This window comes from Streptomyces hyaluromycini (genome assembly GCF_002217755.1).
Taxonomy (GTDB): Bacteria; Actinomycetota; Actinomycetes; order Streptomycetales; family Streptomycetaceae; genus Streptomyces; species Streptomyces hyaluromycini.
This window is the reverse complement of record NZ_BCFL01000038.1, coordinates 1-25,341: the sequence shown is the minus strand read 5'-3', so window position 1 is coordinate 25,341 and position 25,341 is coordinate 1. Positions and strand designations below refer to the sequence as shown.

The window sequence follows — 25,341 nt, the reverse complement described above, 5'->3', positions numbered from 1 at the left end:
ATGAGCTCCTCCGAGAAAGAGCATACGGGCGGGCCGGTGGGTGACCTGCCGGCCGTCGCCCCGCAGCTGCGCTCCCTGCGGCGCCGCGCCGGTCTCACCCTGGAGGCCGCGGCCCGGGACGCGGGGCTGTCACCCGCCCACCTCTCCCGGCTGGAGACCGGGCAGCGGCAGCCCTCGCTGCCGATGCTGCTCGCGCTCGCGCGTGTCTACGGTACGACGGTCTCGGAGCTGCTGGGCGAGACCGTCGCCGACCGGGACGCGATCGTGCGCGCCGGCGACATGGAGCCGACCCACGCCGGCGGCTGGACGTACTGGCAGGCCGGGGCGTCCGGCCGGGGGATGCAGGCGCTGCGCGTCCGGGTGCCGTACGGCTCCCAGGGCGACATCGTGCGGGTGCATCCCGGCGAGGAGTGGCTGTACGTCCTGCGCGGCCGGCTGAGGCTGCGCCTCGGTGACGCCACGCATGTGCTCGCGCCCCGCGACAGCGCGCACTTCGACTCGCTGACCCCGCACCGGCTGGCCGCCGAGGACCAGGACGGTGTCGAGCTCCTGTTCGTCCACACCCTGCTGCAGAGTCCCACGGCCGCGCTGTGCCTGGGCCCGATCACCGGAGAGATGCCATGACCGACATGGAGGAGAAGTTCCCCCGGGCCCTGTGGGTCCGGCTGATCATCTACATCGCCCTCGGGCACGTCCTGGCCGCGTTCCTCTTCCTGCTGTTCTCCCTCGGCGCGAAGAGCTGAGCCTCAGTCGAGCAGGCGCTCGCGCAGCCGCTCCCGGGTCTGCGGGGCCACCTTCAGCCCCTGCTCCAGGTAGGTGTCGACGTCGCCCCACGTCTCCTCGATGCTCTCGAAGGCCGCCGTCAGGTACTCCGCGCGGGCGTCGAAGAGCGGGCTCAGCAGGTCCATCACCTCGGGGCTGTACGCGCTGTCCCCGCCGCCGCTGCGCCGCACCTTGTAGCGGCGGTGCTTGGCGTTGGACTCCAGGTAGTCGGCGAGGATCGCGTCCCGCTCCACGCCCACCGCGAGCAGCGTCACGGCTATGGAGATACCCGCCCGGTCCTTGCCGGCCGCGCAGTGCATCAGCGCCGGGACGCTGTCCTCGGCGATCGAGTGCAGCACACGGGAGTGCTCGTCGGTGCGCTCCTTGACGATCGTGCGGTAGGAGCTGACCATCCGGGCCGCGGCCTTGCCGTCCCCCAGGAGCCCGTGCAGCTGCTCGATGTCACCCTCGCGGACCATCTTCCAGAACTCGGCGCCGTGCGCCGGGTCGGTCAGCGGCAGGTTCACGTTCCGCGTGCCGGGCAGCTCGACGTCCGGGCCCTCCAGCTTCTGGTCGGCCGCGTTGCGGAAGTCGAAGATCGTGTGCAGGCCGAGCGAGGCGAGGAACTCCGCGTCCTGCTCCGTCGCGTGCGCCAGATGCCCGCTGCGGAACAGCACGCCCGGCCGCACCCGCCGCCCGTCCACGGTCGGCAGGCCGCCCACGTCACGGAAGTTGCGCACCCCGGCCAGCTCGGGCTCGGTGGACGGGACCTGCTGCGTCACGGGGGGCTCCTCCCGGTCGGCCCCGTCGGCGCTGCTCGTCGACGGGCACTGGATCGACCATACGACATCGGTTTCCACGGGCAATGAGTTGTCCACAGGCATCGCCTCCATGCCCGTTGCCCTTGCTTCCGGAGCCCGCAGACCTTGATGATGTTGGTGCTTGAGCGGATCTGTTGGCAGCTGTGTGAGGTTTGAGGTTTCTCGATGGTGGACATCGCCGAAAACGGTCGTACCTGGCTCCTGTCGGGCCCCGGCAGCAGCTACGCGCTGCATCTCACGGAGGCCGACGAACTGCTCCACCTGCACTGGGGCGCCAGAATCCAGCTCGCCGACGCCGAGGAGCTCAGCACCCGGGCGCTGCCCGGCTACTGGGCCTTCGAGTCCCCGCTCGACGGTCGGGAGGAGTACCCCGTCGAGGGCGGGCCGCGGTTCGTCCGCCCCTCCCTGTCCGTGCGCACCGAGGAGCGGCGCGGCACCGAGTGGGCCTTCGAGGCCTACGAGACGGAGGCCGGCGCGGACGGCGACGAGCTGCGGCTGCGCTTCCGGGACGACGGCATCCTCATCACCCTGCACTACCGGATGCGCGGCGACGTCGTGGAACGCTGGGTGACCGTCGGCAACGAGGGGCACGCGCGCGTGGAGCTGCTGCGCGCCGACCCCGCCGCCTGGACGCTCCCCGACCGCGAGGGCTGGCGGCTCTCCCAGCTGCACGGCCGCTGGGCCGCCGAGTCCCGCCTCACCAGCGCCACGCTCACCTACGGCGAGAAGGTCATCGGCAGCCGCCGCGGCCACACCAGCCACCAGCACCTGTCCTGGGTCGCCCTCGACACCGACGCCACCGAGGAGCGCGGCGAGGTCTGGGGCTGCGCCCTCGGCTGGTCCGGCTCCTGGCGGATCGCCGTCGCCCAACTCCCGGACGCGCGCGTGCAGATCACCGGCGGCGCCGGTTACGACGACTCGGGCCTGCTGATGCTGGCCGAGGGGGAGTCGTACACCAGCCCGGTCTTCGCGGGCCTGTGGACCGACGGCGGCTTCGGCGGGGCGAGCCGTGCCTGGCACGCCTACCAGCGGGCGTACATCATCCCGGACGCCGACCGGGACCGGCCCGTGCTGTTCAACTCCTGGGAGGCCACCACCTTCGACATCTCCGAGGACCAGCAGGCCACCCTCGCCCGGCGGGCCGCCGCGATCGGCGTCGAGCTGTTCGTGGTCGACGACGGCTGGTTCGGCGCCCGCACCAGCGACCGGGCCGGCCTCGGCGACTGGACGCCCAACCCGGACCGCTTCCCCAAGGGCCTCAAGCCCCTCGCCGACTACGTGCACGCCCTTGGCATGCAGTTCGGCATCTGGGTCGAGCCCGAGATGGTGAACCCGGACAGCGACCTGTACCGCGCCCACCCCGACTGGGTGCAGTACCAGCAGGGACGAAAGCGGACGGAACTGCGCAACCAGCTCGTCCTCAACCTGGCCCGCGAGGACGTCCAGGAGTATCTCTGGGAGCAGCTCGACACCCTGCTGTCCAGCGCCCCGATCGACTACGTCAAGTGGGACTTCAACCGCTGCTTCACCGATGCGGGCTGGCCCGGCGAGCCCTACCCGCAGCGCCTGTGGGTCGACCACGTCCGCGGGCTGTACGCCCTCCTCGACCGGCTCCGCGCGGCCCACCCGAACGTCGCCATCGAGTCCTGCTCCGGCGGTGGCGGGCGGATCGACCTCGGCATCATGAGCCGCACCGACGAGGTGTGGACCTCCGACAACACCGACCCGCTGGACCGGCTCGCCATCCAGCACGGCTTCAGCCAGATCCACCCCGCCCGGGTGATGTCCGCCTGGGTCACCGACAGCCCGAACCACCAGCTCAACGGCCGGGTCAGCAGCCTGCGTTTCCGCTTCGTCAGCTCGATGGCCGGGGCGCTCGGGGTCGGCGGCGACCTCTCGCAGTGGACCGAGGAGGAGCTCGCCGAGGCCGGCCGCTGGGTGGAGCTCTACAAGGAGATCCGGCCCCTGGTGCAGCGCGGCGACCAGTTCCGGCTGCGGCCGCCGGCCGGCGGGCTCAGCGCGGTGCAGTACACGCTCGGCGACGAGACGGTCGTCCTCGCCTGGCTGCAGGCCCAGAGCTACGGCGAGCCGGCGCCGGCGCTGCGGCTGCAGGGCCTCGACCCCGCGGCGTCGTACGAATGCCTCGAAACGGGCGAAGTCCATCGGGGTGCCGTCCTGTTGCACCACGGACTGCGCACCGGACTGAAGGGTGACCTGGATGCGTCGGTCATCCGGCTCCGTCGGATCTGATGCATCTGCCCGAATTGGTGTCTTCGTTGCAACTCGCTCTGGAATAAGGGGACGTGGCGTGACGTGCGTGAGGAGCGTCATATTCGTGACCGTCCGTCGCGCGTCATGCTCACGTAATTCCAGTGCTTTGCAAGAAGGTTGGAAAACCGAATAGGCCGGAATTCACGGAGGGTGACCGGGATTTCCGGTAACGGATCAAGTAAAACCCGGACGGGCGGAACCGACCGCTTGTCCGCGTGCGTCTCACTCGCTTACGTTCGCCACACTTCCGGACGGAACGCCGAGTCCTGCCGCCGCCCGGAGTCCCCACACACACTCACCCGTGCCCGGCAGGAGCGGGGGACCCACCAGGTATGACCGCCTGTTCCGGTTCCCGGGACGGCTGGGCCTGCCTTTCGGATCGGATCGGCGCAGAGGGACGGTGCTTCGCTGCCGACCCGAGCGAGGTCTGGTGCGTGCAGCTGCAAGGCGGAGGAGGGAGTCGACGCGGTGGGGGCACCTCCCGGCCGAAGGCTGGGGGACGTCGGCGACCGACGACAACGCGGCAGATGCGCGTGCCAGGCCTCGCGTCGCCGAGCTGATCCGAAAGGGAGGTCCTTGGGGTGTAGTCGCGCGATGGTGCGTGGCCGGGCAGCTCCAGCCCGAACCCGACAGCTCACCTCGCAGGCGTCGGAGAGGAATGCGCCATGCCCGCGAAGGGTAAGCACCGCCGCCCCAAGTCCCAGCGTCTCACGCGCTCGATGGCCGTCGCCGGAACCGGTGGCGCCGCGCTGGCGCTGCCGCTCATGGGGGCCGCCGGCGCCCACGCGGCCACCTCGCAGTCCGTTTTCGAAAAGGCCGCGCAGTCACTTCCGACGGTCGAGAAGACCGCGGTGAAGAAGACGGCCGCGAAGAATTCCGCCGTGCATTCCGCGCACCGCGTCTACACCGTGGTGCCCGGCGACTGTCTTTCGAAGATCGCCCGTGAGTACGACGTCCGCGGCGGCTGGCACCGGCTCTACGCCGACAACCGGGAGGCCGTCGGCGACAACCCCTCGTTGATCCACCCCGGCCTCAAACTCACGCTCGGCGGCCGTCACGCCGCCACGACGGACGGCGCGGACTCCGGCTCCCGTTCCGGAACGCCGTCGGACCCGCAGCCGTCCACCTCGTCCTCGGCCGCTTCGTCGGACGGTTCGGACGGTTCGGCCGACTCGGCGGCGACCGCGTCCGGCTTCACCCTTCCGGTCACCGGTGCCACCGTCGGCACCGGCTACCACGTCGCCGGCGGTATGTGGTCCAGCGGCTACCACACGGGCGTCGACTTCGTCGTCCCGACCGGCACCCCGGTCAAGGCCGTCGGCGCGGGCACGGTCGTCACGGCAGGCTGGGGCGGCGCCTACGGCAACCAGGTCGTCATCCGGCTCGCCGACGGCTACTACGCGCAGTACGGCCACCTCTCCGCCCTCTCCGTCTCGGTCGGCCAGACCGTGACCGCGGGTCAGCAGATCGGCCTCTCCGGCGCCACCGGCAACGTCACCGGCCCGCACCTCCACTTCGAGATCCGTACCACCCCCGACTACGGCTCGGACGTGGACCCGGTCGCCTACCTCCGCTCGAAGGGCCTCGCTGTCGGCTGACCCGGCGCCCGCACTGATCTGACACGCACTCCGAAGGCCGGACCCCCGATCCCCGGGTCCGGCCTCCGGCGTTTCCTTCTTGTGGCAGGGGTGCTCAGGGCATCGACACGGGCGGCGGACGGCGGCACAGTGATCCCCGTTGATGCAAGCGCTTTCTGTCAGCGATGTCCGCCACTGCCGCCCCGCCGGAAGGAAACCGCCGCATGACGACCACCCGCCGAGCCTTCGGAGCCCTGGCCGCCGGAGCCGCCCTCGCGGCCCTGGCCTCCGCCGCGCCCGCGAGCGCCGCGCCCCGGCACCGCCGGCTGCTCGCCCACGACGACTTCCGCCACGGCCTCGGTCAGTGGTCCGTGGAACTGGAGCAGGGCGGCACGGTCACCGCGGCGCAGGGGATCCTGGATGTCGACGTGCCCGCCGGTGCGACCGTATGGTTCCGGCGGCGGCTCGACGGGCCGTACGTCCTGGAGTACACCGCCACACCGGTGTCGGCGGGCGGTGCCAACGACCGTGTCTCGGACCTCAACAACTTCTGGAACGCCACCGACGTCCGCTCCCCGGACGACCTGTTCGCCACCCCGCGCGGCGGCGCGCTCGCCGAGTACGACTACCTCACGACGTACTACGCGGGCTACGGCGCGAACTACAACACGACGACCAGGCTGCGCCGTTACGTCGGCGAGCCCGGCGTGCGCCCGTTGATCTGCGACTACACCGAGCCGCTGCTCGTCGCGAACCGGCCCGACCGCGTCCAGATCGTCTCCGACGGTCCGACCGTGCGATGGTGGAACAACGGCCGGCTGGTGTTCGACTACACCGACCCGGAGCCCTATACGAGCGGGCACTTCGCGTTCCGGACCACCTGGAGCCACTTCCGGATCAGCGACTTCAATGTCTGGCGATCGACACGTAAACGCCGCTGATCAGAGCCTTATTCCAGGCTTGGCAAAGTATTTAAAAGTGTCTTATCTCACCGAACGTCAACCCTTAATTACGGTCGCGTAGGTCACAGCCGAAGGTGAATCATGGTCCGATGTGGGAGACGATTCGAAGAGTGACAATGCATCAGTGATCGGGTCGTACGCGGCGGTGGGGGACAGCTTCACCGAGGGCGTCGGCGACCCCGGCCCCGACGGGGCGTTCGTCGGCTGGGCTGACCGGTTCGCGGTACTGCTGTCGGACCGGCGGCCCGAGGGCGACTTCGAGTACACCAACCTCGCCGTGCGCGGGAAACTGCTCGACCAGATCGTGGCGGACCAGGTGCCGCAGGCCCTGGCACTCGCCCCGGATCTGGTCTCCTTCTGCGCGGGCGGCAACGACATCATCCGCCCCGGCACCGACCCCGACGAGGTGGCCGAGCGGTTCGAGCGGGCCGTGGCCCAGCTGACCGAGGCCGTCGGCACCGTGCTGGTGACCACCGGGTTCGACACCAGGGGCGTACCCGTCCTCAAGCATCTGCGCGGCAAGATCGCCACGTACAACGGGCACGTGCGGGCCATCGCCGACCGGTACGGCTGCCCGGTCCTGGACCTGTGGTCCCTGAAGACCGTGCAGGACCGCCGCGCCTGGGACGGCGACCGCCTGCACCTCTCGCCCGAGGGCCACACGCGCGTGGCGCTGCGCGCCGGACAGGTGCTCGGCGTCGAGGTGCCGGCCGACCCGGACCAGCCGTGGCCGCCGCTGCCGCCCCGCGGCACCCTGGAGGTCCGCCGCGACGACGTGCACTGGGCCCGTGAGTACCTGGTGCCCTGGATCGGGCGCCGGCTGCGCGGCGAGTCGTCCGGCGACCATGTGACGGCCAAGGGGGCGCTGTCCCCGGACGACATCAAGATGCGGATCGCTTCCGTGGCTTGAGGCGGTGCCGACGGGTAAGGGGTGGCCTCATTGCGGGCCGCCCCTTACTTCTCCTCCGGGAGCCCCAGTTCGCGCGCCAGGGCCTCGTCCGCCCACTCCTGTGCTCGGGAGCGGGGTACGGCGCCCGGGTACGAGGTCAGCTGGACGGCGAGCCCGTCGAGCAGGGCGGTCAGCCGCAGCGCCGCCGCCGTGGGGTCGGGGCACCGGAACTCGCCCGCGGCCACCCCTTCGGCGATGACCTCGGCGATCGCCGCCTTCCACTGCTGGTCCAGGCCCTTGGTGACGTCCCGCAGCGCGGGTTCCCGCAACGCCACCGCCCAGCCCTCGATCCACAGCCGCCAGCCCTTCGCCTGCCCCGTCGGCGCGTACCAGCGCACCGCCGCCCGCAACCGGCGCAGCGCCGACGTACGGCGGCCCAGGAGCTTGCGCAGATGCGTCAGGTCGTCCTCGGCGGCGTAGGTGAAGGCGGCGGCGACCAGCTTCTCCTTCGTCGAGAAGTGGTACAGCACCAGCGCGTTGCTCACGCCGAGGGCCGAGGCGACATCGGCGATCCGCACCGCCGCCACGCCCCGCACCTCGATCTGCTCGATGGCGGCCCGCAGCAGTTCCTCCCGCCGCTCGGCCACACTCAACCGCACTCTCGCCACGCGGTCACCCTAATCGGTTGTCACACCGCCCGCGTCGGCGTCCCGGGGCGGGCGGCAGCCGCGTGACCGTCACAGCGGCAGCCGCATGATCGTCAGGTCCAGCCAGCGGCCGAACTTGGTGCCCACCTCCCGGACCGTCCCGACGTGCTCGAAGCCGAACCGGTCGTGCAGCCGGATCGACGCGGTGTTCCCGGCCTCGATGCCGGCGATCATCACATGGTGGCCGGCCTCGCGTGCCGCGGCGACGAGGGGGCCCAGCAGCGCGGAGCCGATGCCGAGCCCGTGCCTGCCCTCGCGGACGTAGACGGAGTTCTCCACCGTGTGCCGGTAGCCGTCCAGCGCGCGCCACGGGCCGTAGACCGCGAATCCGGCCACCTCGCCCGGCGCTTCGGCGACTTCGGCCACGAGCGCCGAGCCGCGCTCCAGGTGCGTGGCGAACCAGGCCGCCCCCTCGGCGGGGGACTGCGGGGTCTCGGTCCACAGGGCCGTCGAGTTCTCGATCGCGTGATTGCGGATCGCGCGAACGGCCTCCCCGTCACCGGGACGGGCCGGGCGTACCGTCACCGCGCCTCTCTCGTATATTGGATTCATGTCCAACATAGTAGAACCATCGGCGGATCCCCTGGTACGGCAGATCGCCGCCCGGGTCCGCACCGAACGGGAGCGCCGCCGCTGGACCCTGGCGCAGCTCGCGGACGCCTCCGGGGTCTCCCCGGCGATGATCAGCAGGATCGAGCGCGGGGAGAGCAGCCCCACCGCGGTCGTGCTCGGCAAGCTGTCCGCCGCCTTCCAGCTCAGCGTCGCCTCGCTGCTGGCCCTCGCCGAGGGCGCGCAGGAGCCCGTGGCCGACACCCCGGGGGTGCGGCGTGTCACCGACGCCGCCGAGTGGCGCGACCCCGGCACCGGCTACCTGCGCCGCCAGATCACCGGCCCGCGCTTCCCGGCGGAGATCGCCGAGATCCGGCTGCCCGCCGGCGCCCGCGTCCCGTATCCGGCGGCGGCCTTCGCCTTCGTGCGGCAGCTCGTCTGGGTCCTGGACGGCCGGCTGACCTTCCACGACGGCGACACGGTCCACGAACTCGACGCCGGTGACACCATCGAACTCGGCGCGCCCGCCGAGCGCGTCTTCGCCAACACCACCGGCGCCGAGTGCCGTTACGCCGTCGTCCTCACCCGCGACGCGCGGCCGTGAGCCGGACGCTGCCCCGCGGCGGCACGCTCCTGCTGGCCGCCGTGGCCGGGACGGCGATCGCGAACAACTACGCCGTGCAGCCCGCGCTCACCGCGGTCGCCGCCGACCTCGACGTGCCGCTCTCCGTGATCGGCCTGGTGCCCACCGCCGCGCTCGCCGGCTGCATGACCGGCTTCGCCCTGCTGCTGCCGCTCACCGACCACCTCGCCCCCAACCGCCTGGTCACCGCACAGCTCACCGCCCTGGCCGCGGCCCTCGCGCTGGCCGCGACCGCGCGCGACGCGTCCGTGCTCCTGGCCGCCTATCTGCTCATCGGCGCCGCCGCGAGCGTGGCCGCCCAGGCCGGCAACATCGCCGGCCGCCATGCCCGGCCGGGCCGCGGCGGAACCGGCGTCGCCCTCGTGGCCGCCGGCATGTCGGCCGGCATCCTGCTCAGCCGGCTGGCGGGCGGCGCCCTCACCGACGCCCTCGGCTGGCGTCGGATGCTCCTGGTCTTCGCCGCCCTCGCCCTGCTCGGCGCGCTCGCCGCGGCCACGCTCCTGCCCCGGCACCGGCCGCACGCCTCCCGCGGCTACCGTGCCACCCTGACCGCCCTCCCGCCGCTGCTCCTGCAGCAGCCGCGGCTGCGCCGCGCGGTGACCACCGGAGCGCTCTGGTACTTCGCCTTCAACCTCGTCTGGATCGCCCTCACCCTGGACCTGGCCCAGCCACCGCACTCCCTCGGCCCGGCCGCGATCGGCCTCTACAGCCTGGCCGGGCTGCTCGGCTTCGCCGCGCTCCCGTTCACCGGCCGCCTCACCGACCGGTACGGCCCGCGCACGGTGATCGGCGTCTCCATGGCCGTCGCCGCGGCCGGTACCGCCCTGCTGGCCACGGGCCTGGACACCCCGTGGCGCACCGCCCTCGGCCTGGCCCTCTTCGACGCCGGCTGCTTCGCCGCCCAGGCCGCCAACCAGAGCCGTGTCATCGCCCTCGACCCCGCCCGCTCCGGCAGCCTCAGCAGCGTCTACCTCGTGGTGTACTTCACGATCGGCGCCGTCGGCACGGCCGTCGCCGCGCCCCTGCTCGACGCCGTCGGCTGGCAGGGCACCGCGCTCACGGCCCTCCTGGCCCTGCTGCTGGCCCTGCTCCGCACCCTCAGGGCCGGGCGACGCTGAGCACGCGTCGCGTCACCGATACCAGCCGTACCGCTCCGCGATCACCGGCAGCCGGTCGGTCACCAGGGCATGGGCGGCGGCCCGCGGGGTCGTACCGTCGGACTCCGCGCGGTCCAGCATCAGCTCCACCAGCGCCCGCATCGAGCGGCGGGTGTGGGCGAACGCCTCGTCGGCGTCGGGCCCGATGTCGCCGAACAGGGTCCACCACCACCAGGCGTTGGTGCCCGAGTTCACCACCACGTCCGGCAGCACAGTCACCCCGCGCGCGGTGAGCCGTTCCTCCGCCGCGGGCAGCACGGGCATGTTGGCCGCCTCCACGATCCAGCGGGCGGTGACCAGGTGCTCGTTGCCGGTGTCGATCGCGTACGACACCGCCGCCGGCACCAGCACCTCCGCGTCGGCGGACAGCCACGCGTCACCCGGCAGTTCCACGTCACCGGGGCGCAGGACCGCGCGGTCGACGGTGCCGTACGCGTCCCGCGCGCGCAGCAGCGCCTCGACGTCCAGACCCGCCGGGTTGGCGACCGTGCCCTTGATGTCGGCGACCGCCACCACGGTGAGCCCCGCGCGGGCGAGGAACCGCGCCGTGGCCCCGCCCATCGTGCCCAGGCCCTGCACGGCGACCCGCGTGCCCGCGTACGGCACCCCGGCCCGGTCCAGGGCCGTCAGCGCCGACTCGGCGACCCCGCAGCCGCCGGCCAGCTCGTCGAGACCGATCCCGTCCACCTCGACGGCGAAGGCGTCCGCCAGCCGCCGCCGGGCCGCCGCCTCGTCGTCCAGCAGCGGATACACGGCCTGGACCGAGGAGACCAGCCCCGCCTCGGCCGCCGCCCGGTCCACCAGGTCCTGGGTGAGCCCCAGGTCCTCGCCCGTGGTCCAGGAACTCTCCACATACGGCCGCATGGCGCGCAGATAGCGGACCAGCAGGGCGTACGCCCCGGGGTCCTGCGGATCGCAGTCGATGCCGCCCTTGGCGCCCCCCAGCGGGATGTAGCGGGCCTCGGGGTTGTAGTGCAGGGCCTCCTTCATCGTCATGCCGCGCGCGAGTCCGGTGACCTCCTCCAGGGTGCAGCCCGGCCGCATCCGCAGACCGCCACTGGCCACGCCCCGCACCAGCCGGTCGACGACCAGGAAACCCTGGCGGCCGGTGACGTGGTCGGTCCAGACCAGGGACATCAGGGGAGCGGTCACGGGGGCTCCTCGGGAGCTGTGTGAAGAAACGGTGCTACTGAACAGTGGGTCAGTATTGGGAGGCGGATGGTGCGGTGTCAACGCCGACTGTCGGAAGGGCCGACCATAATGGGGACCTCGGCGACACCACTGGAGGTACCGTGACCGGTTTGCGATCCCTGAGCTCCGGGCTCCGCGCGCTGCGGCCCGCTGCCTTCGGCGCGGACCCCGGCGGCGAGCGCCTGGCCCGCATCCAGGGCTCCCCGCACTTCAAGGACGGTGTCTTCCAGAACCCCGGCGGTACCACCCGGATGCGGCCCTCGGGGTCGATGCTGGAGTTCGCGAAGACCTACTTCGAGAAGGAGCAGCGCGCCCGCAGAGCTCCCCGGGGCACCATCCCGGTGTACCCCACCACCGTCGCCGACCTCGGCAGGCCCGCCGCCACCGGCCTGCGCGTGACGTGGATGGGCCACTCCAGCGTCCTCGCGGAGATCGACGGGCACCGAGTCCTGTTCGACCCCGTCTGGGGCGAGCGCTGCTCCCCGTTCCCGTTCGCCGGGCCCAAGCGGCTGCACCCGGCGCCGCTGCCGCTGGCCGCGCTGGGCCCCGTCGACGTGGTGGTCATCTCGCACGACCACTACGACCACCTCGACCTGCCCACCATCAAGGCACTGGCCGGCACGGACACCCTGTTCGCCGTGCCGCTCGGCGTCGGTGCCCATCTCGAACAGTGGGGCGTCTCCGCCGACCGGCTGCGCGAGCTGGACTGGCACGAGGAGACCAAGGTCGGCGGACTCACCCTGACGGCCACCCCCGCCCGTCACTTCTGCGGCCGGGGGCTGCGCAACACCCAGCACACCCTGTGGGCGTCCTGGGCCGTGGCCGGCGAGGAGCACCGGATCTACCACAGCGGTGACACCGGCTACTTCGACGGCTTCAAGGACATCGGCGCCGACCACGGGCCCTTCGATGTGACGATGATCCAGATCGGCGCGTACAGCGAGTTCTGGCCCGACATACACATGACGCCGCAGGAGGGCATGCGCGCCCACCTCGACCTCCAGGGCGGGCAGCCGCACGGCGTGCTGCTGCCGATCCACTGGGGCACCTTCAACCTCGCCCCGCACGCCTGGGCCGAGCCGGGGGAGTGGACCAAGGACGCCGGCGACGAGGCGGGCCAGGCGGTCGCGCTGCCGCGTCCGGGCGAGCCCTTCGAGCCGTCCGGCAAGCTGCCCGCGGACCCGTGGTGGCGTACGGTCTCGGCGCCGATCGGCCGGACCTGGCGCGGCGAGAAGCGGCCGGAGACCGCGCCCGGGCAGGGGGACCTCGACCTCGCGGGCGAAGTGTGACCTCGACCTCGCGGGCGGCCGGTGACGGTGGGGCGGCGGGCGCGAGCGGCGAGGAATCCGTGACGAAGGGCCTGTGACGCCGCCACCGGTGTGGCGGTGGCGTGAAAATGGCGTGCATGCCCCTGCACAACCTGGGCAGGGGCATCGTCATGAGCCATGCACATATGCCAAGCCCTGCTTTTTTACCGGGACTTGAGCTCTCCCGACGCTTCTACACCGAGGCCGTACGCCCACTGCTGGAGGAGGCCGCTCCCGGCATACCCCACTCCGCGGCCCGCATCGGCGCGGGGTCCGAAGTGCTCGGTTACGACACCGAACGCTCCGCCGACCACGAATGGGGGCCGCGGCTCCAGCTGTTCCTGCACTCCCACGATGTGAGCCGCCACGCCGGACGCATAAGACATGTGCTCGCCGAACACCTCCCGAAGACATTCCACGGCTGGCCCACCCACTTCGCCGCCACGGGGGACCGGGACATCCGCGTCATGCGGGTCACCGACGGTCCGGTGCACCACCGCGTCGAAGTGACCGGCGTCGCCTCCTGGTTCCGCGCCACCCTCGGCTTCGACCCCGCGTCCGGAGTCACCCCGGCGCACTGGCTCGCCCTGCCCACCCAGCTCCTCGCCGAGGTCACCGCCGGCGCCGTGTTCCACGACGGCCTCCACACGCTCACCCCGGCCCGCACCGCCCTGCGCTGGTACCCCCACGACCTCTGGCTCCACGTCCTCGCCTGCCAGTGGCAGCGCATCGCCCAGGAGGAGGCCTTCGTCGGCCGCTGCGGCGAGGTCGGCGACGAACTGGGTTCCGCTGTCGAGGCCTCCCGCCTGGTCCGCGACCTCATGCGGCTCTCCCTGCTGATGGACCGACGCTACCCGCCGTACGGCAAGTGGCTCGGCAGCGCCTTCGCCCGCACCCCCGCGGCCCCGCGGCTCACCTCCGAACTCACCGCCGTCCTCGCCGCCACCGACTGGCACCTGCGCGAGCGCCATCTGGTCCAGGCGTACGAGATCGTCGCCCACCTGCACAACGAACTGGAGCTCACCGACCGGGTCGACCCGGCCACGCGCACCTACCACGCCCGGCCCTTCCGGGTGCTGCGCGCCGACCGCTTCGCCCGGGCCCTCAGCGCCCGCATCAAGGACCCGGACATACGGGCGTTGCGCAAGGCCGGCGCGGTGGACCAGTTCATCGACAGCGCGGAGGTCCTGAGCCGCCCGGACCTGACCCGGGCCGCGACCGACGCGGTGACGGGCGTCGTCGCCCACGACGGCCCGCGCCACGCACCGACGAAGAGCAGTCGAGGCCAAAGGGGTCACCGTGAGTGATGATCTGGAGGTGGCGGAGAGGGCGCGGAAGCCCCTGCGGGCGTCCGGACCGACCTGTCGCGGGCGTGCGGACCGGGGGTCGGCGAGCGGGACGGAGCGGCGGGAGCCCCGGCTCACGTCCTCCGCGTGTGACCGTTTCTGAGCAGGTCGGATCGGTCCATGACTGTTCGGGAGAGGAGTGCCGAGGGGGTCATCGGTCTTTCGTACGACGGCTCATACCAGAGCGGGACCATCTCCGGGGGACTTTGTCAACTGCCCACCGCACATGATGCCGTGGCGACTACTGTGAGTGCCCGTCGGGCGAGGCGGTGCCGAATTCTTTTGCGGTCCCCTCGGCCGGCACTGCGATGGCGCATGCCCAACTCGCGCGACCCGCGCGAGGAACCAGGCCCGACGGACCAGTACGAGGACGCAGATGTCTCACCTCCGTGCACCGGCCGCCCGCGCCGACCGCCGTGAGGGCGGCCGGCACGGACGGCCGGTCGCCCGACCCGTTCCCGCGCTGCCCGAGACCCACATACGGCCTCAGCTCATGCGTCTGGCGGTACTGCCACCGGTCGCGGTGGCGCTCAGCGGCTGCGCGGCCGTCCTGTTCACCGTCCGCTCCACCGGCGCCCGGCCCAGCCTCACCCTGCTGGCCGTGCTCGCCGGAGCGGTCTCGGTGACGGCCGCGGGCATCGTCATCGCCGCCGTGGCCGCTGATCGCGCCGCCCGCTCGGTCAGCGACCGCGTCGCCGCCCTGCGCCGCAACGCCGCCCGCGGCGAGGCCGATCTGCTGGCCCTCGTCGACGCGCTGCGCCGCGGCGAGACCCCGCCCCCGCGCAAGCCGCGCGGCGGACCGCCCGAGGACGCGGACGACTTCGAGCTGCTCGCCGCCGACCTGTCCCGCGCGCACGACGGCGCCGTCACCGCCGTCGTGCAGGCGGCCCAGCTCTCCAGCCAGGCCGGCAGCGAACAGAAGCTGGAGGTCTTCGTCAACCTGGCGCGGCGCCTTCAGTCCCTCGTGCACCGGGAAATCTCGATCCTCGACGAACTGGAGAACGAGATCGAGGACCCGGACCTCCTCAAGGGCCTCTTCCACGTCGACCACCTGGCCACCCGCATCCGACGGCACGCCGAGAACCTCGCCGTCCTCGGCGGCGCCGTCTCCCGGCGGCAGTGGAGCAACCCCGTCTCCATGACCGAGGTGCTGCGCTCCGCCATCGCCGAGGTCGAGCAGTACTCCCGGGTCAAACTCGTCCCGCCGATCGACGGCGAACTGCGCGGGCACGCCGTCGCCGACGTCATCCACCTCCTCGCCGAACTCGTCGAGAACGCCACGGTGTTCTCCGCCCCGCACACCCAGGTGCTGCTCCGCGCCAACCTCGTCACCTCCGGCCTCGCGGTCGAGGTCGAGGACCGCGGACTCGGCATGCCGGTCGGCGAGCAGTCCAAGATGAACGCCCTGCTCGCCGACCCCGACCAGGTCAACGTCGCCAGCCTGCTGGCCGACGGCCGTATCGGCCTCTTCGTGGTCTCCCAGCTCGCCCGCCGGCACGGCATCAACGTCCGCCTCCAGACCAACATCTACGGCGGCGTCCAGGCCGTCCTTGTCGTCCCGCAGGGCCTCTTGGGCACGGCACCGGGCGCGCCCGGTGCACCCGCCGCCCTACCGCAGCCGCGCTCCACGGCGACCGGGGGCGGCGCGCCGGGTGCGCCCGGTGGCGGTGCGCCCGGAGCCGCGGGAGCACGGCCGTCCCACGGCACCGGGGCACTGGAGGGCGTGCGGCCCGGCGGCGCCGCCGGACCGGACACGGGGGCCGGAAACCGGGCCGCCGCCGGCGGTTCGCCGGCCGGCCGAGGGCCCGGGCAGCAGCAAGGTCCCGCCGCCACGGCCGCCGCCGGTGGCCGCCGCCGGCACGCGCAGCACGGGGGCGATCCCGCGCCGCTGCCGGTGCGCGGCGTCCAGGAGACCCGCGCGAACCCCGCCGAGGCGCTGCCCGGCATCCGGCCCGAGGACCGGTCCACGGTCGCCGAGCACGCGGGCAGCCCGCCCGTGCCGCGCGTCGGCGCCGTGCGCGGCACCATGGGCAAACCCCAGCTGCCGCGCCGCCGCGCCCAGGAGCACATCGTTCCCCAGCTCCGCGGCGGCCCGGCTCCCCGCCAGGAAAACGAGGTCCCGGCCGGACACGACCCCGGCCTGATGGCCGCCTTCCAGCGCGGCATCGGCCTCGCCGAAGCCCAGCAGCACCTGGAGGCCACCCAGGCGGAGCCGACCGCCGCCGAGTCCGTGGGCGGGACACGTGGCGCATCCCTCCATGACGGGTTCACCGGTACGGGCTTCGCCGACAGGGCCGCCGGCGACGGATCCGGCGAGCAGCCGACCAACACATCCCATGCCACGCACCTGGACTCCACGCACATGGATGCCACGCACATGGATGCCACGCACATGGATGCCACGCACACGGGGGCGGCACATGCGGACGTGACGTACATGGAGGCCGGGTACCTGACTCCGCACCACACAGCTCCCGACCACACAGCCCCGGACCAGTCGGCCCGGGACCGCATGACGCCGGCCCCCATGACGCCGGAGCCCCTGGTTGCAGGCCACATGACCTTCGACCACCTGACCTCCGACCACACGGCCTCGGATCACAAGACCCCGGACCTCATGACCACAGGTCACCCGGCGGCCACCGACCACATGTCCCCCACACACATGAGCCGGACACACCGGGACCCCGCCGACACCCCGTCCGCGTCCCGACCCCAGTCGTACTCCCAGGCCCTGCGCCCGGTGCACACCTCCGACTTCACCACCCGGCCCGACGGGAGCGCACCGGCCGGATGACCAGCACCGTCTCCACCCCCACCCCCACCGCTCCCGCAGACCTTCGTACCCCAAGGAGTCGATCCACCATGGCGAGCGATGCGCCGACCGCCCAGGTATCCGACCTCGACTGGCTGATGAGCGGCCTAGTGCAGCGCGTACCGCACACCACCAGCGCGGTGCTCCTGTCCTGCGACGGGCTGGTGAAGTCCGTCCACGGCCTGGACCCCGACAGCGCCGACCACATGGCGGCGCTCGCCTCCGGCCTGTACTCGCTCGGCCGCAGCGCGGGCGTCAGGTTCGGCGACGGCGGGGACGTCCGCCAGGTCGTCGTCGAACTCGACTCGACGCTGCTGTTCGTCACCACCGCCGGCTCCGGCACCTGCCTCGCCGTGCTGGCGGGCCGGGAGGCCGACGCCGCCGTCCTCGGCTACGAGATGGCGATGCTGGTCAAGAGCGTCCGCCCCTACCTCGTCACCGCGCCCCGGCAGCACGCCGTCGAATCCACGGCGATGAGGCCTTGAGGGTGGCGGCAGCCGGCGACGGGCCCTGGCTCGACGACGCGGCCGGACGCCTCGTGCGCCCGTTCACGGTCAGCAACGGCCGCACCGAGCCCAGCATCGCCCTCGACCTCATGTCGCAGGTGATGGCGACCGGGTCCACGCCCCTCGGCTACCTCGGCGTCGAGCACGCGCAGGCACTCGACCTGTGCCGTGCCCCCGTCTCGGTCGCCGAGGTCGCCGCGCACCTCAAACTGCCCGCCGTGGTCGCCAAGGTGCTGCTCTCCGACCTCGTCGACTGCGGGGCGCTCACCGCCAAGCCCCCCGTGTTCCACCACAACCCCACTGACCGGTCCCTCCTGGAGGCAGTGCTCGATGGACTACGACGACAGCTCTGATCCCTTTCCCACCGCGCTGAAAATCCTGGTGGCCGGTGGGTTCGGGGTCGGCAAGACCACCTTCGTGGGCGCGGTCAGCGAGATCGCCCCGCTGTCCACGGAGGAACTCCTCACCACGGTCAGTGCCGCGACCGACAGCCTCGAAGGGATCGAGAACAAGGTCGAGACGACCGTGGCCATGGACTTCGGCCGCATCACCCTGGACCCGGAACACGTCCTCTACCTGTTCGGCACGCCCGGACAGGAGCGGTTCTGGTTCATGTGGGACGAGCTGTCCGAGGGCGCGCTCGGCGCGGTCATCCTCGCCGACACCCGCCGCCTGGAGGACTGCTTCGCGGCCGTCGACTTCTTCGAGGAGCGCGGCCTCGGCTTCATCGTCGCCATCAACGAGTTCGACGGTTCGTACCGCTACGACCCCGACGAGGTGCGCGCCGCCATCGACCTCGACCCGGAGGTCCCGGTGGTCCGCTGCGACGCCCGGATCTCCAGTTCCGGCGTCCAGACCCTCCTCACCCTCGTCCGCCATCTCATCGCCCACGCTCCGGTCTCCGCGCCGAGCCACGGCGCCCACATGTGAACCCCCAACACCCCTCACGGAGCCCGTATATGACCCACGTCCACTGCGACGGAGCCCGCGCATGAGGTACGACCCGTCGCGCCCGGCCGGCCGGCTGCTGCTCACGCCCGAGGACAAGGAGGCACCCGAGCGCACCCGGCGTCTGGGCCAACTGCGCCTGGGCGCACACCCGGACCCTGCCCTCGACGTCTACGCGGACCGGCTCGCCGAGGTCACCGGGGCGCCGTACGCCATGGTCAACTTCATCGACGTGAACCGCCAGTTCTTCGCGGGTCTGCACCTGCCAGACGTGGCACCGCCCGTGGTGCGGCCCGACGGCAGCACACCGGTACTGGGCCGGGAGCTGCCCCGCGGCCACGGTTTCTGCCCCCATGTGGTGGTCCGGCGCAAGGCACTGGTCCTGGAGGATGTCTGCGACTACCCGCGGTTCGCGGGCAACCCGGTCGTCGACGACTTCGGCATCCGTTCCTACCTGGGCGCCCCGCTGATCGACAGCACGGGGACGGTGCTCGGCACGGTGTGCGTGGTCGACGTGGAGCCGCGGCCCTGGGGCCGGCCCGGTCTGGAGACGATCAAGTCGTCGGCGGCGGAGCTGGTGGCCCGCATCGAGCGGCGCGAGGCCGACGGTCTGCCGCTGCTGTGACGACGGGAACACCCCCTTCACTAGCCGACCGGTCTAGTACCTCCGTACCCTGGTGGCATGGGACGTACCAGTGACGCCAGGCGGAAGATCCTCGACGCCGCTCGCTCGCTGATCGAAGGGCGTGGCTACTCCGCGCTCGGCGTCGCCGAGATCTGCAAGGCGGCCGGGGTGCCGAAGGGCAGTTTCTACTACTTCTTCGAGTCCAAGGAGGCCCTCGCGCTCGCGGTCGTCGACGAGCACTGGGCCGCCCAGAAGCGCGACTGGACCCGGGCCCTGACCGGAGACGCGGAGCCCCTGCGGCGGCTGCGGCGGCTGCTTGAGGAGACCGAGGCCGGCCAGCTCGCCGGCCAGCGGGGCTGCGGGACCGTGGCGGGCTGTCTGTTCGGGAACCTCGCCCTGGAGCTGAGCAACCAGACCGAGGCGGTCCGCGGACGGCTCCAGGAGATCTTCGACGCCCAGGTCGACATGGTGGAGTCGGTCGTCGCCGAGGCCCGTGAGCGCGGCGACGTGGGCGTGACCGACACCAGAGAGGCGGCACGGGCGGTGGTGGCCCAGCTGGAGGGCCAGGTGATGTTCGCCAAGCTGTACAACAGCACCGGGCGGCTGAGCCCGCTCTGGCAGAACTGCCGGGCCCTGCTCGGCGTGACAGCGGCCTAGGAGCGGGTGGCGGCCCCGGCCGGTTGCCGCTGTCGTACCGGCACTGTGTGGTCCCGGCCCATGTGGTGTGGGAAACCGATCCGCAGCACGGCGGCCGCGAGGACCACCAGGGCGGCCGGCAGCAGGGCCTGGTGGCGGCCGTGGCGCAGCAGTGGGGCGACCACCAGGGGGCCGAGGATCTGGCCGACGGAGTTTCCGCCGGTCAGCAGGGCGACGGAGCGCGGGAAGCGCAACTGCGCGCCCGTGGCCAGGGCGAGGCTGCTCACGCCCAGGAACGTGGCGCCGAACAGCACGGCCGAGCCGAGGGCGGCGGCCGTACTTCCGCTCAGTGCGGTCATCGGGTGCCGTCGGCCCGGCCCGGGTCGTTGGGATGGGGCTCCAGCGGGGTGACGGTGAGCGTCATCCACGGACGCAGCGGCAGGGTGCCCAGCACCTTCTCGTGGAGTTCCGCCTCGTCGTCCGCCAGCCACACGCCGATGCTGCGCAGCTCGCCCACCGGGCGCCACAACCGGAACAGGTGGCCGGTGGCGGCCAGTTCCCCGGCGCGGACCGCCTCGGCCGCCCGCCGCCGGTCGACCTCGTCCTGGCCCGTTCCCTCGGGGATGTCGGTGGTGATCTCGACCAGGAACTCTCGCACGATGTGCTCCCTCCGTTGTCGCTGACTCCATCGTGCGCCGCAGCCGGCAACGGTGCCACGACCGGCTGACTCGCTGCTGAGAGGCGCAGCCTCCCAGCGCGCGTAGCATGACGCGCGTGGAACTGCGCCAGCTGCGCTACTTCGTCGCGGTCGCCGAGGAGCTGAACTTCGGCCGGGCCGCCGAGCGGCTGCTCATCGCGGGCCCCTCGCTCTCCCAGCAGATCAAGGCGCTCGAACGGGACCTGGGCGTCCGGCTGTTCGACCGGGACCGCCGCTCGGTCTCCCTCACCCCCGCCGGCGCCGAGCTGCTCCCGCACACCCGGGACCTACTGGAGCGGGCCGACGACCTCAAGCGCCGGGCGGGCCGGCTCTCGGGCTCCCAGCCGGTACGGCTCGGGTACGCCAACTGGCTTCCGCCGGACCTCGGATCGCGGACGGCCGCGGTGGCCCGGGTGCATGTGGACGCCTGGGTCGCGCCCTCCCACACCCAGGCCGCCCGGGTCGCCGACGGCAGCCTGGACCTCGCCGTCTGCTGGGTGCGTACGGAGGACCTCGAACGGCTCGGGCTGCGGGCCCGGCTGATCGGCGCGGACCGGCTGTACGCCGTCGCGAAGGGCACCGACACGAGCGACCTGCCGGCCCGGGACACCGACGTCCTGATCGACGACGACATCACCTCCTGGGCCTCCTGGAACGGGTATGCCGAGGAGCTCACACAGACCGTCGGCGCCCGCGCGGTGCGCATCTCCGACGGTGCCGTCACCGGCCCCGCCTACTTCGACCACGTCCGGCGCTGCACCCGGCCCGTCCTCAACTCGCCCAAGGGCCAGACCGCTCCGCTCCCGCCCGACCTGGTCCGCCGCGAGATCGTCGCGCCGAAGGTGTACTGGACCTGGTCCCTGGTCTGGCGCGCGAGCGAGGACCGAGCCGGCGTCCTGGCCGCCGTCGACGCCCTGTGCGAGGACGTCGGAGACCTCGGGATCCACGCCCCGGACGCCTGGCTGCCCGCCGGCGACCCGTACGCGCTCCACGGCTGAGCTGCGCTGCGAGCCTGTGCCTCCCAGCAGGGAGGAAGCCGATCCTGGCACCCCCGAAGGACCCGGCCTACCTTCCAAATAGTCGACCGGTCGGCTAGTAACCGGTCAGCCACTACGGAGAAGGTCATCATGAGCACGCAGCAGCAGAAGGTCGCGATCGTCACCGGCGCCTCGCAGGGCATCGGTGCCGCCCTCGTCGAGGGCTACCGCAAGCTCGGCTTCGCGGTCGTCGCGACCTCGCGCACCATCGCCCCGGCCGACGACGCCGGCGTCCTGGCCGTCCAGGGCGACATCGCCGACCCGGCGACTGCGGAGCGGGTGGTGGCCGCCGCCGTCGAGCGGTTCGGCCGTATCGACACCGTGGTCAACAACGCCGGTGTCTTCGTCGCGAAGCCGTTCACCGACTACACGGCCGCGGACTACGCCGCCGTGACCGGCATCAACGTCGCCGGCTTCTTCCACCTCACCCAGCAGGCGGTCCCGCACCTGCTCGCCCAGGGCGGCGGGCACATCGTCAGCATCACCACCAGCCTGGTCGACAGCGCGGACGCCCGGGTCCCCTCCGCCCTGGCCTCGCTGACCAAGGGCGGCCTGCAGTCCGCGACCAAGTCCCTGGCGATCGAGTACGCCACCCGTGGCATCCGCGTCAACGCGGTGTCGCCCGGCACCATCAGGACCCCGATGCACGCGGCCGAGACCCACGAGTTCCTCGCCGCCCTGCACCCGGTCGGCCGGATGGGTGAAGTGAGCGACATCGTCGACGCGGTCCTCTTCCTGGAGACCGCGCCGTTCGTCACCGGCGAGATCCTGCACGTCGACGGCGGTATGAGCGCCGGACACTGACGGCACGACACAGCACGACACGGCATCACATGTCACCACGTCACCACCAAGGAGCGGACATGACCAGCACGACGGACGACACCGCGATCCTGAGCGCCGTGCTCGACCGGTGGAAGGCGGCCGTCGGCGCACACCGACCCGAGCGCGTCGCGGCCGAGTTCACCGAGGACGCCGTCTTCCAGGGACTGCACCCCTACAGCGTCGGACGGCAGGGCGTCGCCGCCTACTACGACTCCCAGCCCCTCGGCATGAAGGCCACGTACCGCGTCCTGGAGACCAGGCGGCCCGCCGACGGCGTGGTCCTCGGCTACCTGGCCGTCGAGTTCTCGTTCACGGACCGGCCCCCGCTGGACGTCACGCTCTCCGTCCTCATCATCCGGACGGACGAAGACTGGCGCATCGCCCACTACCAGGTCTCCCGCCTCGACTAGCCCTGTCCTGCCGGGCGTTCCGGGGGTGTGAAGCGGAGCTGTGGCGGCGCTTAAGAAATCCTCGATGGACCGATGCGCCCGGGTGCGGCAGATTGCAGTGAGATTCCACCCCCCTCCCCGGCCGCGGGCCGCCTCGGCGACCCCGCGGCCGGGACCTCACGCACAGGAGCCGTAGCGTTGAAGGCGCTGGTCAAGCAGAAGGCGGAGCCCGGGCTGTGGCTCACGGACGTGCCGGAGCCCGCGGTCGGTCCCGGTGACGTACTGATCAAGGTCCTGCGGACCGGCATCTGCGGCACCGATCTGCACATCCGGGCCTGGGACGGCTGGGCCAAGCAGGCGATCACCACTCCGCTCGTGGTCGGGCACGAGTTCGTCGGCGAGGTCGCGGCGACCGGCCGGGACGTCACCGACATCAAGGTGGGCGACCGGGTCAGCGGCGAGGGCCACCTCGTCTGCGGCAAGTGCCGCAACTGCCAGGCCGGGCGGCGCCATCTGTGCCGCGCCACGGTCGGCCTCGGCGTGGGCCGGGACGGCGCGTTCGCCGAGTACGTCGCGCTGCCCGCCGGCAACGTCTGGGTGCACCGGGTCCCCGTCGACCTCGACGTGGCCGCGATCTTCGACCCGTTCGGCAACGCCGTGCACACCGCGCTCTCCTTCCCGCTGGTCGGCGAGGACGTCCTGATCACCGGTGCGGGGCCGATCGGTCTCATGGCCGCCGCCGTGGCCCGGCACGCGGGCGCCCGGCACGTCGTGATCACCGACGTCAGCGAGGAGCGCCTCGAACTCGCCCGTAAGATCGGCGTGAGCCTCGCCCTGAACGTGTCGCAGGCGCGGATCGCCGACGGGCAGCGGCAGCTGGGACTGCGCGAGGGCTTCGACATCGGCCTGGAGATGTCCGGCCGGCCCGAGGCCATGCGCGACATGATCGCCAACATGACGCACGGCGGCCGGATCGCCGTGCTCGGCCTGCCCGCCCAGGAGTTCTCCGTCGACTGGGCCCGGATCGTCACCTCGATGATCACCATCAAGGGCATCTACGGCCGTGAGATGTTCGAGACCTGGTACGCGATGTCGGTGCTGCTGGAAGGCGGACTCGACCTCGCCCCCGTGATCACCGGCCGCTACGGCTACCGCGACTTCGAGGCGGCCTTCGCCGACGCGGCGAGCGGCCGCGGCGGCAAGGTCATCCTCGACTGGACCCACTGACGGACCCGCTGACGGACCCGCTGACGACTCCCAAGGACTGATGATGTTCGACTCCGTGCGCGACGACCTGCGCGCCACCCTCGACGAGATCCGCGCTGCCGGACTGCACAAGCCCGAGCGCGTGATCGGCACCCCGCAGTCCGCGACCGTCGCCGTCACCGCGGGCGGCCGCCCCGGCGAGGTCCTCAACTTCTGCGCCAACAACTACCTCGGCCTCGCCGACCACCCCGAGGTGATCGCCGCCGCGCACGAGGCCCTGGACCGCTGGGGCTACGGCATGGCCTCGGTCCGCTTCATCTGCGGCACCCAGGAGGTCCACAAGGAGTTGGAGGCGCGTCTGTCGGCGTTCCTCGGCCAGGAGGACACGATCCTCTACTCCTCCTGCTTCGACGCCAACGGCGGTGTCTTCGAGACCCTGCTCGGCGAGGAGGACGCGGTGATCTCCGACGCCCTCAACCACGCCTCGATCATCGACGGCATCCGCCTCTCCAAGGCCCGCCGCCTCCGCTACGCCAACCGCGACCTGGCCGACCTGGAACGACAGCTGAAGGAGGCGCAGGGCGCCCGGCGCCGGCTGGTCGTCACCGACGGCGTCTTCTCCATGGACGGTTATGTGGCCCCGCTCCGTGAGATCTGCGACCTCGCCGACCGCTACGACGCGATGGTCATGGTCGACGACTCGCACGCCGTCGGCTTCGTCGGCCCGTCCGGCCGCGGCACCCCCGAACTGCACGGCGTGATGGACCGCGTCGACATCGTCACCGGCACCCTCGGCAAGGCCCTCGGCGGTGCCTCCGGCGGCTATGTCGCGGCCCGCGCCGAGATCGTCGCCCTGCTCCGCCAGCGCTCCCGCCCCTACCTCTTCTCCAACACCCTCGCCCCGGTGATCGCGGCGGCCTCGCTGAAGGTCCTCGACCTGCTGGAGGCGGCGGACGACCTGCGGGTCCGGCTCGCCGAGAACACCGCCCTGTTCCGCCGCCGGATGACCGAGGAGGGCTTCGACATCCTCCCCGGCGACCACGCCATCGCCCCCGTGATGATCGGCGACGCGGCCGTGGCGGGCCGGATGGCCGACCTGCTCCTTGAGCGCGGTGTGTACGTGATCGGCTTCTCCTACCCGGTGGTCCCGCAGGGGCAGGCCCGGATCCGGGTCCAGCTGTCCGCCGCCCACTCGACGGACGACGTGAACCGAGCGGTGGACGCCTTCGTCGCGGCCCGGGCTGAGCTGGCGGGCTGAGCCGGCGGGTCGGTGGGTCACCGGGGCAGCGGGTCGCCGGGCCGGGCTAGGGCCTGTCTGACAATTCCCGTCCGCCTCGCGACGCCATGCACGCACTCTCGCCGCACCGGGCGCAGACCCAAGTACGTCCAGTACGAGGGCCTACGCCCGGCACGCCGAGAGCACGCACCTGACGCCGCGAGGCCGCCCTCCGGACGACGACGGGAATTGTCAGACA

25 protein-coding genes, 2 pseudogenes and 1 riboswitch are annotated in these 25,341 nt (G+C 72.2%); of the genes and pseudogenes, 21 read left to right on the top strand and 6 right to left on the bottom strand.

All coding sequences use genetic code 11. The features are described 5' to 3' along the window. Nucleotides 1-624 (top strand): helix-turn-helix domain-containing protein, encoded by a 624-nt coding sequence (locus SSP29_RS47500; RefSeq protein WP_089107239.1) that lies wholly within the window; start codon nt 1-3, stop codon nt 622-624. Continuing rightward, nucleotides 621-743: a DUF6126 family protein gene (locus SSP29_RS47495; RefSeq protein ID WP_089107238.1), complete on the top strand. Its 123-nt coding sequence runs from the start codon at nt 621-623 to the stop codon at nt 741-743. Before SSP29_RS47500 ends, SSP29_RS47495 begins: the two co-directional genes overlap by 4 nt. 3 nt (nt 744-746) lie before the next feature. On the opposite strand, the gene SSP29_RS47490 is transcribed toward SSP29_RS47495, so the two are convergent. After that, nucleotides 747-1,544 (bottom strand): tyrosine-protein phosphatase, encoded by a 798-nt coding sequence (locus SSP29_RS47490; protein ID WP_089107237.1) that lies wholly within the window; start codon nt 1,542-1,544, stop codon nt 747-749. A 204-nt stretch (nt 1,545-1,748) separates the two neighbouring features. On the opposite strand from SSP29_RS47490, the gene SSP29_RS47485 reads away from it, so the two are divergent. The 4 genes from SSP29_RS47485 to SSP29_RS47470 all read left to right on the top strand — a co-directional run bounded on the left by SSP29_RS47485 (nt 1,749) and on the right by SSP29_RS47470 (nt 7,303). Further along, nucleotides 1,749-3,833 (top strand): alpha-galactosidase, encoded by a 2,085-nt coding sequence (locus tag SSP29_RS47485; protein WP_089107236.1) that lies wholly within the window; start codon nt 1,749-1,751, stop codon nt 3,831-3,833. 560 nt (nt 3,834-4,393) lie between these two features. Next, nucleotides 4,394-4,517: riboswitch (cyclic di-AMP (ydaO/yuaA leader) on the top strand. A 2-nt stretch (nt 4,518-4,519) separates the two neighbouring features. Beyond that, nucleotides 4,520-5,452, top strand: a complete 933-nt coding sequence (locus tag SSP29_RS47480) for a M23 family metallopeptidase (RefSeq protein WP_089107235.1) — start codon at nt 4,520-4,522, stop codon at nt 5,450-5,452. A gap of 203 nt (nt 5,453-5,655) precedes the next feature. Beyond that, entirely contained in the window at nt 5,656-6,372 is a 717-nt protein-coding gene (locus SSP29_RS47475; RefSeq protein ID WP_089107234.1) for a DUF6250 domain-containing protein, read from the top strand. A gap of 145 nt (nt 6,373-6,517) precedes the next feature. Further along, nucleotides 6,518-7,303, top strand: a complete 786-nt coding sequence (locus SSP29_RS47470; RefSeq protein WP_089107233.1) for an SGNH/GDSL hydrolase family protein — start codon at nt 6,518-6,520, stop codon at nt 7,301-7,303. Nucleotides 7,304-7,347: 44 nt separating this feature from the next. Here SSP29_RS47470 and SSP29_RS47465 read toward each other — a convergent pair whose 3' ends face one another. Continuing rightward, a complete protein-coding gene (locus SSP29_RS47465; protein WP_150136332.1) occupies nt 7,348-7,950 on the bottom strand; it encodes a TetR/AcrR family transcriptional regulator in 603 nt (200 codons plus the stop codon). 69 nt (nt 7,951-8,019) lie between these two features. Then, a complete protein-coding gene (locus SSP29_RS47460; RefSeq protein WP_089107231.1) occupies nt 8,020-8,541 on the bottom strand; it encodes a GNAT family N-acetyltransferase in 522 nt (173 codons plus the stop codon). Here SSP29_RS47460 and SSP29_RS47455 point away from each other — a divergent pair. After that, on the top strand, nt 8,540-9,142 hold the full coding sequence (locus SSP29_RS47455; protein ID WP_089107230.1) for a helix-turn-helix domain-containing protein: 603 nt from the start codon (nt 8,540-8,542) through the stop codon (nt 9,140-9,142). The genes SSP29_RS47460 and SSP29_RS47455 overlap by 2 nt on opposite strands. After that, nucleotides 9,139-10,299, top strand: coding sequence for an MFS transporter (locus tag SSP29_RS47450; protein ID WP_089107229.1), 1,161 nt, complete (start codon nt 9,139-9,141; stop codon nt 10,297-10,299). The genes SSP29_RS47455 and SSP29_RS47450 overlap by 4 nt, the downstream gene beginning before the upstream one ends. A 12-nt stretch (nt 10,300-10,311) precedes the next feature. On the opposite strand, the gene SSP29_RS47445 is transcribed toward SSP29_RS47450, so the two are convergent. Beyond that, nucleotides 10,312-11,490 (bottom strand): glutamate dehydrogenase, encoded by a 1,179-nt coding sequence (locus SSP29_RS47445; RefSeq protein WP_089107228.1) that lies wholly within the window; start codon nt 11,488-11,490, stop codon nt 10,312-10,314. Between the two features lie 140 nt (nt 11,491-11,630). Between SSP29_RS47445 and SSP29_RS47440 the strand changes: the two genes are divergently transcribed. The 8 genes and pseudogenes from SSP29_RS47440 to SSP29_RS47405 all read left to right on the top strand — a co-directional run bounded on the left by SSP29_RS47440 (nt 11,631) and on the right by SSP29_RS47405 (nt 19,733). Further along, nucleotides 11,631-12,818: an MBL fold metallo-hydrolase gene (locus SSP29_RS47440; protein WP_089107227.1), complete on the top strand. Its 1,188-nt coding sequence runs from the start codon at nt 11,631-11,633 to the stop codon at nt 12,816-12,818. 164 nt (nt 12,819-12,982) lie between these two features. Beyond that, nucleotides 12,983-14,143, top strand: a complete 1,161-nt coding sequence (locus SSP29_RS47435) for a DUF4037 domain-containing protein (protein WP_089107226.1) — start codon at nt 12,983-12,985, stop codon at nt 14,141-14,143. 415 nt (nt 14,144-14,558) lie between these two features. Next, a pseudogene (locus SSP29_RS47430) lies at nt 14,559-16,979 on the top strand (sensor histidine kinase). 68 nt (nt 16,980-17,047) lie between these two features. Continuing rightward, nucleotides 17,048-17,482 (top strand): roadblock/LC7 domain-containing protein, encoded by a 435-nt coding sequence (locus SSP29_RS47425; protein WP_089107225.1) that lies wholly within the window; start codon nt 17,048-17,050, stop codon nt 17,480-17,482. A 2-nt stretch (nt 17,483-17,484) separates the two neighbouring features. After that, nucleotides 17,485-17,856, top strand: coding sequence for a DUF742 domain-containing protein (locus SSP29_RS47420; RefSeq protein WP_089107224.1), 372 nt, complete (start codon nt 17,485-17,487; stop codon nt 17,854-17,856). After that, nucleotides 17,834-18,433: a GTP-binding protein gene (locus tag SSP29_RS47415; RefSeq protein WP_089107223.1), complete on the top strand. Its 600-nt coding sequence runs from the start codon at nt 17,834-17,836 to the stop codon at nt 18,431-18,433. Before SSP29_RS47420 ends, SSP29_RS47415 begins: the two co-directional genes overlap by 23 nt. Nucleotides 18,434-18,494: 61 nt before the next feature. Then, nucleotides 18,495-19,076, top strand: a complete 582-nt coding sequence (locus SSP29_RS47410) for a GAF domain-containing protein (RefSeq protein ID WP_089107222.1) — start codon at nt 18,495-18,497, stop codon at nt 19,074-19,076. Nucleotides 19,077-19,133: 57 nt separating this feature from the next. Next, nucleotides 19,134-19,733: a TetR/AcrR family transcriptional regulator gene (locus SSP29_RS47405; protein WP_089107221.1), complete on the top strand. Its 600-nt coding sequence runs from the start codon at nt 19,134-19,136 to the stop codon at nt 19,731-19,733. On the opposite strand, the pseudogene SSP29_RS47400 reads toward SSP29_RS47405, so the two are convergent. Further along, nucleotides 19,730-20,071 (bottom strand): annotated as a pseudogene (locus tag SSP29_RS47400) (MFS transporter); the annotation flags it as partial. The gene SSP29_RS47405 and the pseudogene SSP29_RS47400 overlap by 4 nt on opposite strands. Further along, the gene (locus SSP29_RS47395; RefSeq protein ID WP_089107220.1) at nt 20,068-20,370 is read right to left on the bottom strand and encodes a muconolactone Delta-isomerase family protein; all 303 of its coding nucleotides are present in this window, start codon (nt 20,368-20,370) and stop codon (nt 20,068-20,070) included. The pseudogene SSP29_RS47400 and the gene SSP29_RS47395, both read right to left, overlap by 4 nt. Before the next feature lie 107 nt (nt 20,371-20,477). Between SSP29_RS47395 and SSP29_RS47390 the strand changes: the two genes are divergently transcribed. The 5 genes from SSP29_RS47390 (at nt 20,478) to SSP29_RS47370 (ending at nt 25,124) form a co-directional block, all read left to right on the top strand. Next, on the top strand, nt 20,478-21,407 hold the full coding sequence (locus SSP29_RS47390; protein ID WP_089107219.1) for a LysR family transcriptional regulator: 930 nt from the start codon (nt 20,478-20,480) through the stop codon (nt 21,405-21,407). Nucleotides 21,408-21,536: 129 nt separating this feature from the next. Beyond that, the gene (locus tag SSP29_RS47385) at nt 21,537-22,250 is read left to right on the top strand and encodes an SDR family NAD(P)-dependent oxidoreductase (protein WP_089107218.1); all 714 of its coding nucleotides are present in this window, start codon (nt 21,537-21,539) and stop codon (nt 22,248-22,250) included. Nucleotides 22,251-22,309: 59 nt separating this feature from the next. Then, entirely contained in the window at nt 22,310-22,681 is a 372-nt protein-coding gene (locus tag SSP29_RS47380) for an SgcJ/EcaC family oxidoreductase (RefSeq protein ID WP_089107217.1), read from the top strand. A gap of 177 nt (nt 22,682-22,858) precedes the next feature. After that, on the top strand, nt 22,859-23,887 hold the full coding sequence (tdh, locus tag SSP29_RS47375) for an L-threonine 3-dehydrogenase (RefSeq protein WP_089107216.1): 1,029 nt from the start codon (nt 22,859-22,861) through the stop codon (nt 23,885-23,887). A gap of 43 nt (nt 23,888-23,930) precedes the next feature. Next, nucleotides 23,931-25,124: a glycine C-acetyltransferase gene (locus SSP29_RS47370; RefSeq protein ID WP_089107215.1), complete on the top strand. Its 1,194-nt coding sequence runs from the start codon at nt 23,931-23,933 to the stop codon at nt 25,122-25,124. Nucleotides 25,125-25,341: the final 217 nt, after the last annotated feature.

Coding starts and splice junctions, on each gene's coding strand:
- SSP29_RS47405 (WP_089107221.1), top strand. CDS start 19,134: ATGGGACGTACCAGTGACGCCAGGCGGAAGATCCTCGACGCCGCTCGC.
- SSP29_RS47460 (WP_089107231.1), bottom strand. CDS start 8,541: ATGAATCCAATATACGAGAGAGGCGCGGTGACGGTACGCCCGGCCCGT.
- SSP29_RS47500 (WP_089107239.1), top strand. CDS start 1: ATGAGCTCCTCCGAGAAAGAGCATACGGGCGGGCCGGTGGGTGACCTG.
- SSP29_RS47455 (WP_089107230.1), top strand. CDS start 8,540: ATGTCCAACATAGTAGAACCATCGGCGGATCCCCTGGTACGGCAGATC.
- SSP29_RS47475 (WP_089107234.1), top strand. CDS start 5,656: ATGACGACCACCCGCCGAGCCTTCGGAGCCCTGGCCGCCGGAGCCGCC.
- SSP29_RS47435 (WP_089107226.1), top strand. CDS start 12,983: ATGCCAAGCCCTGCTTTTTTACCGGGACTTGAGCTCTCCCGACGCTTC.
- SSP29_RS47485 (WP_089107236.1), top strand. CDS start 1,749: ATGGTGGACATCGCCGAAAACGGTCGTACCTGGCTCCTGTCGGGCCCC.
- SSP29_RS47415 (WP_089107223.1), top strand. CDS start 17,834: ATGGACTACGACGACAGCTCTGATCCCTTTCCCACCGCGCTGAAAATC.
- SSP29_RS47495 (WP_089107238.1), top strand. CDS start 621: ATGACCGACATGGAGGAGAAGTTCCCCCGGGCCCTGTGGGTCCGGCTG.
- SSP29_RS47425 (WP_089107225.1), top strand. CDS start 17,048: ATGGCGAGCGATGCGCCGACCGCCCAGGTATCCGACCTCGACTGGCTG.
- SSP29_RS47480 (WP_089107235.1), top strand. CDS start 4,520: ATGCCCGCGAAGGGTAAGCACCGCCGCCCCAAGTCCCAGCGTCTCACG.
- SSP29_RS47410 (WP_089107222.1), top strand. CDS start 18,495: ATGAGGTACGACCCGTCGCGCCCGGCCGGCCGGCTGCTGCTCACGCCC.
- SSP29_RS47370 (WP_089107215.1), top strand. CDS start 23,931: ATGTTCGACTCCGTGCGCGACGACCTGCGCGCCACCCTCGACGAGATC.
- SSP29_RS47380 (WP_089107217.1), top strand. CDS start 22,310: ATGACCAGCACGACGGACGACACCGCGATCCTGAGCGCCGTGCTCGAC.
- SSP29_RS47390 (WP_089107219.1), top strand. CDS start 20,478: ATGACGCGCGTGGAACTGCGCCAGCTGCGCTACTTCGTCGCGGTCGCC.
- SSP29_RS47385 (WP_089107218.1), top strand. CDS start 21,537: ATGAGCACGCAGCAGCAGAAGGTCGCGATCGTCACCGGCGCCTCGCAG.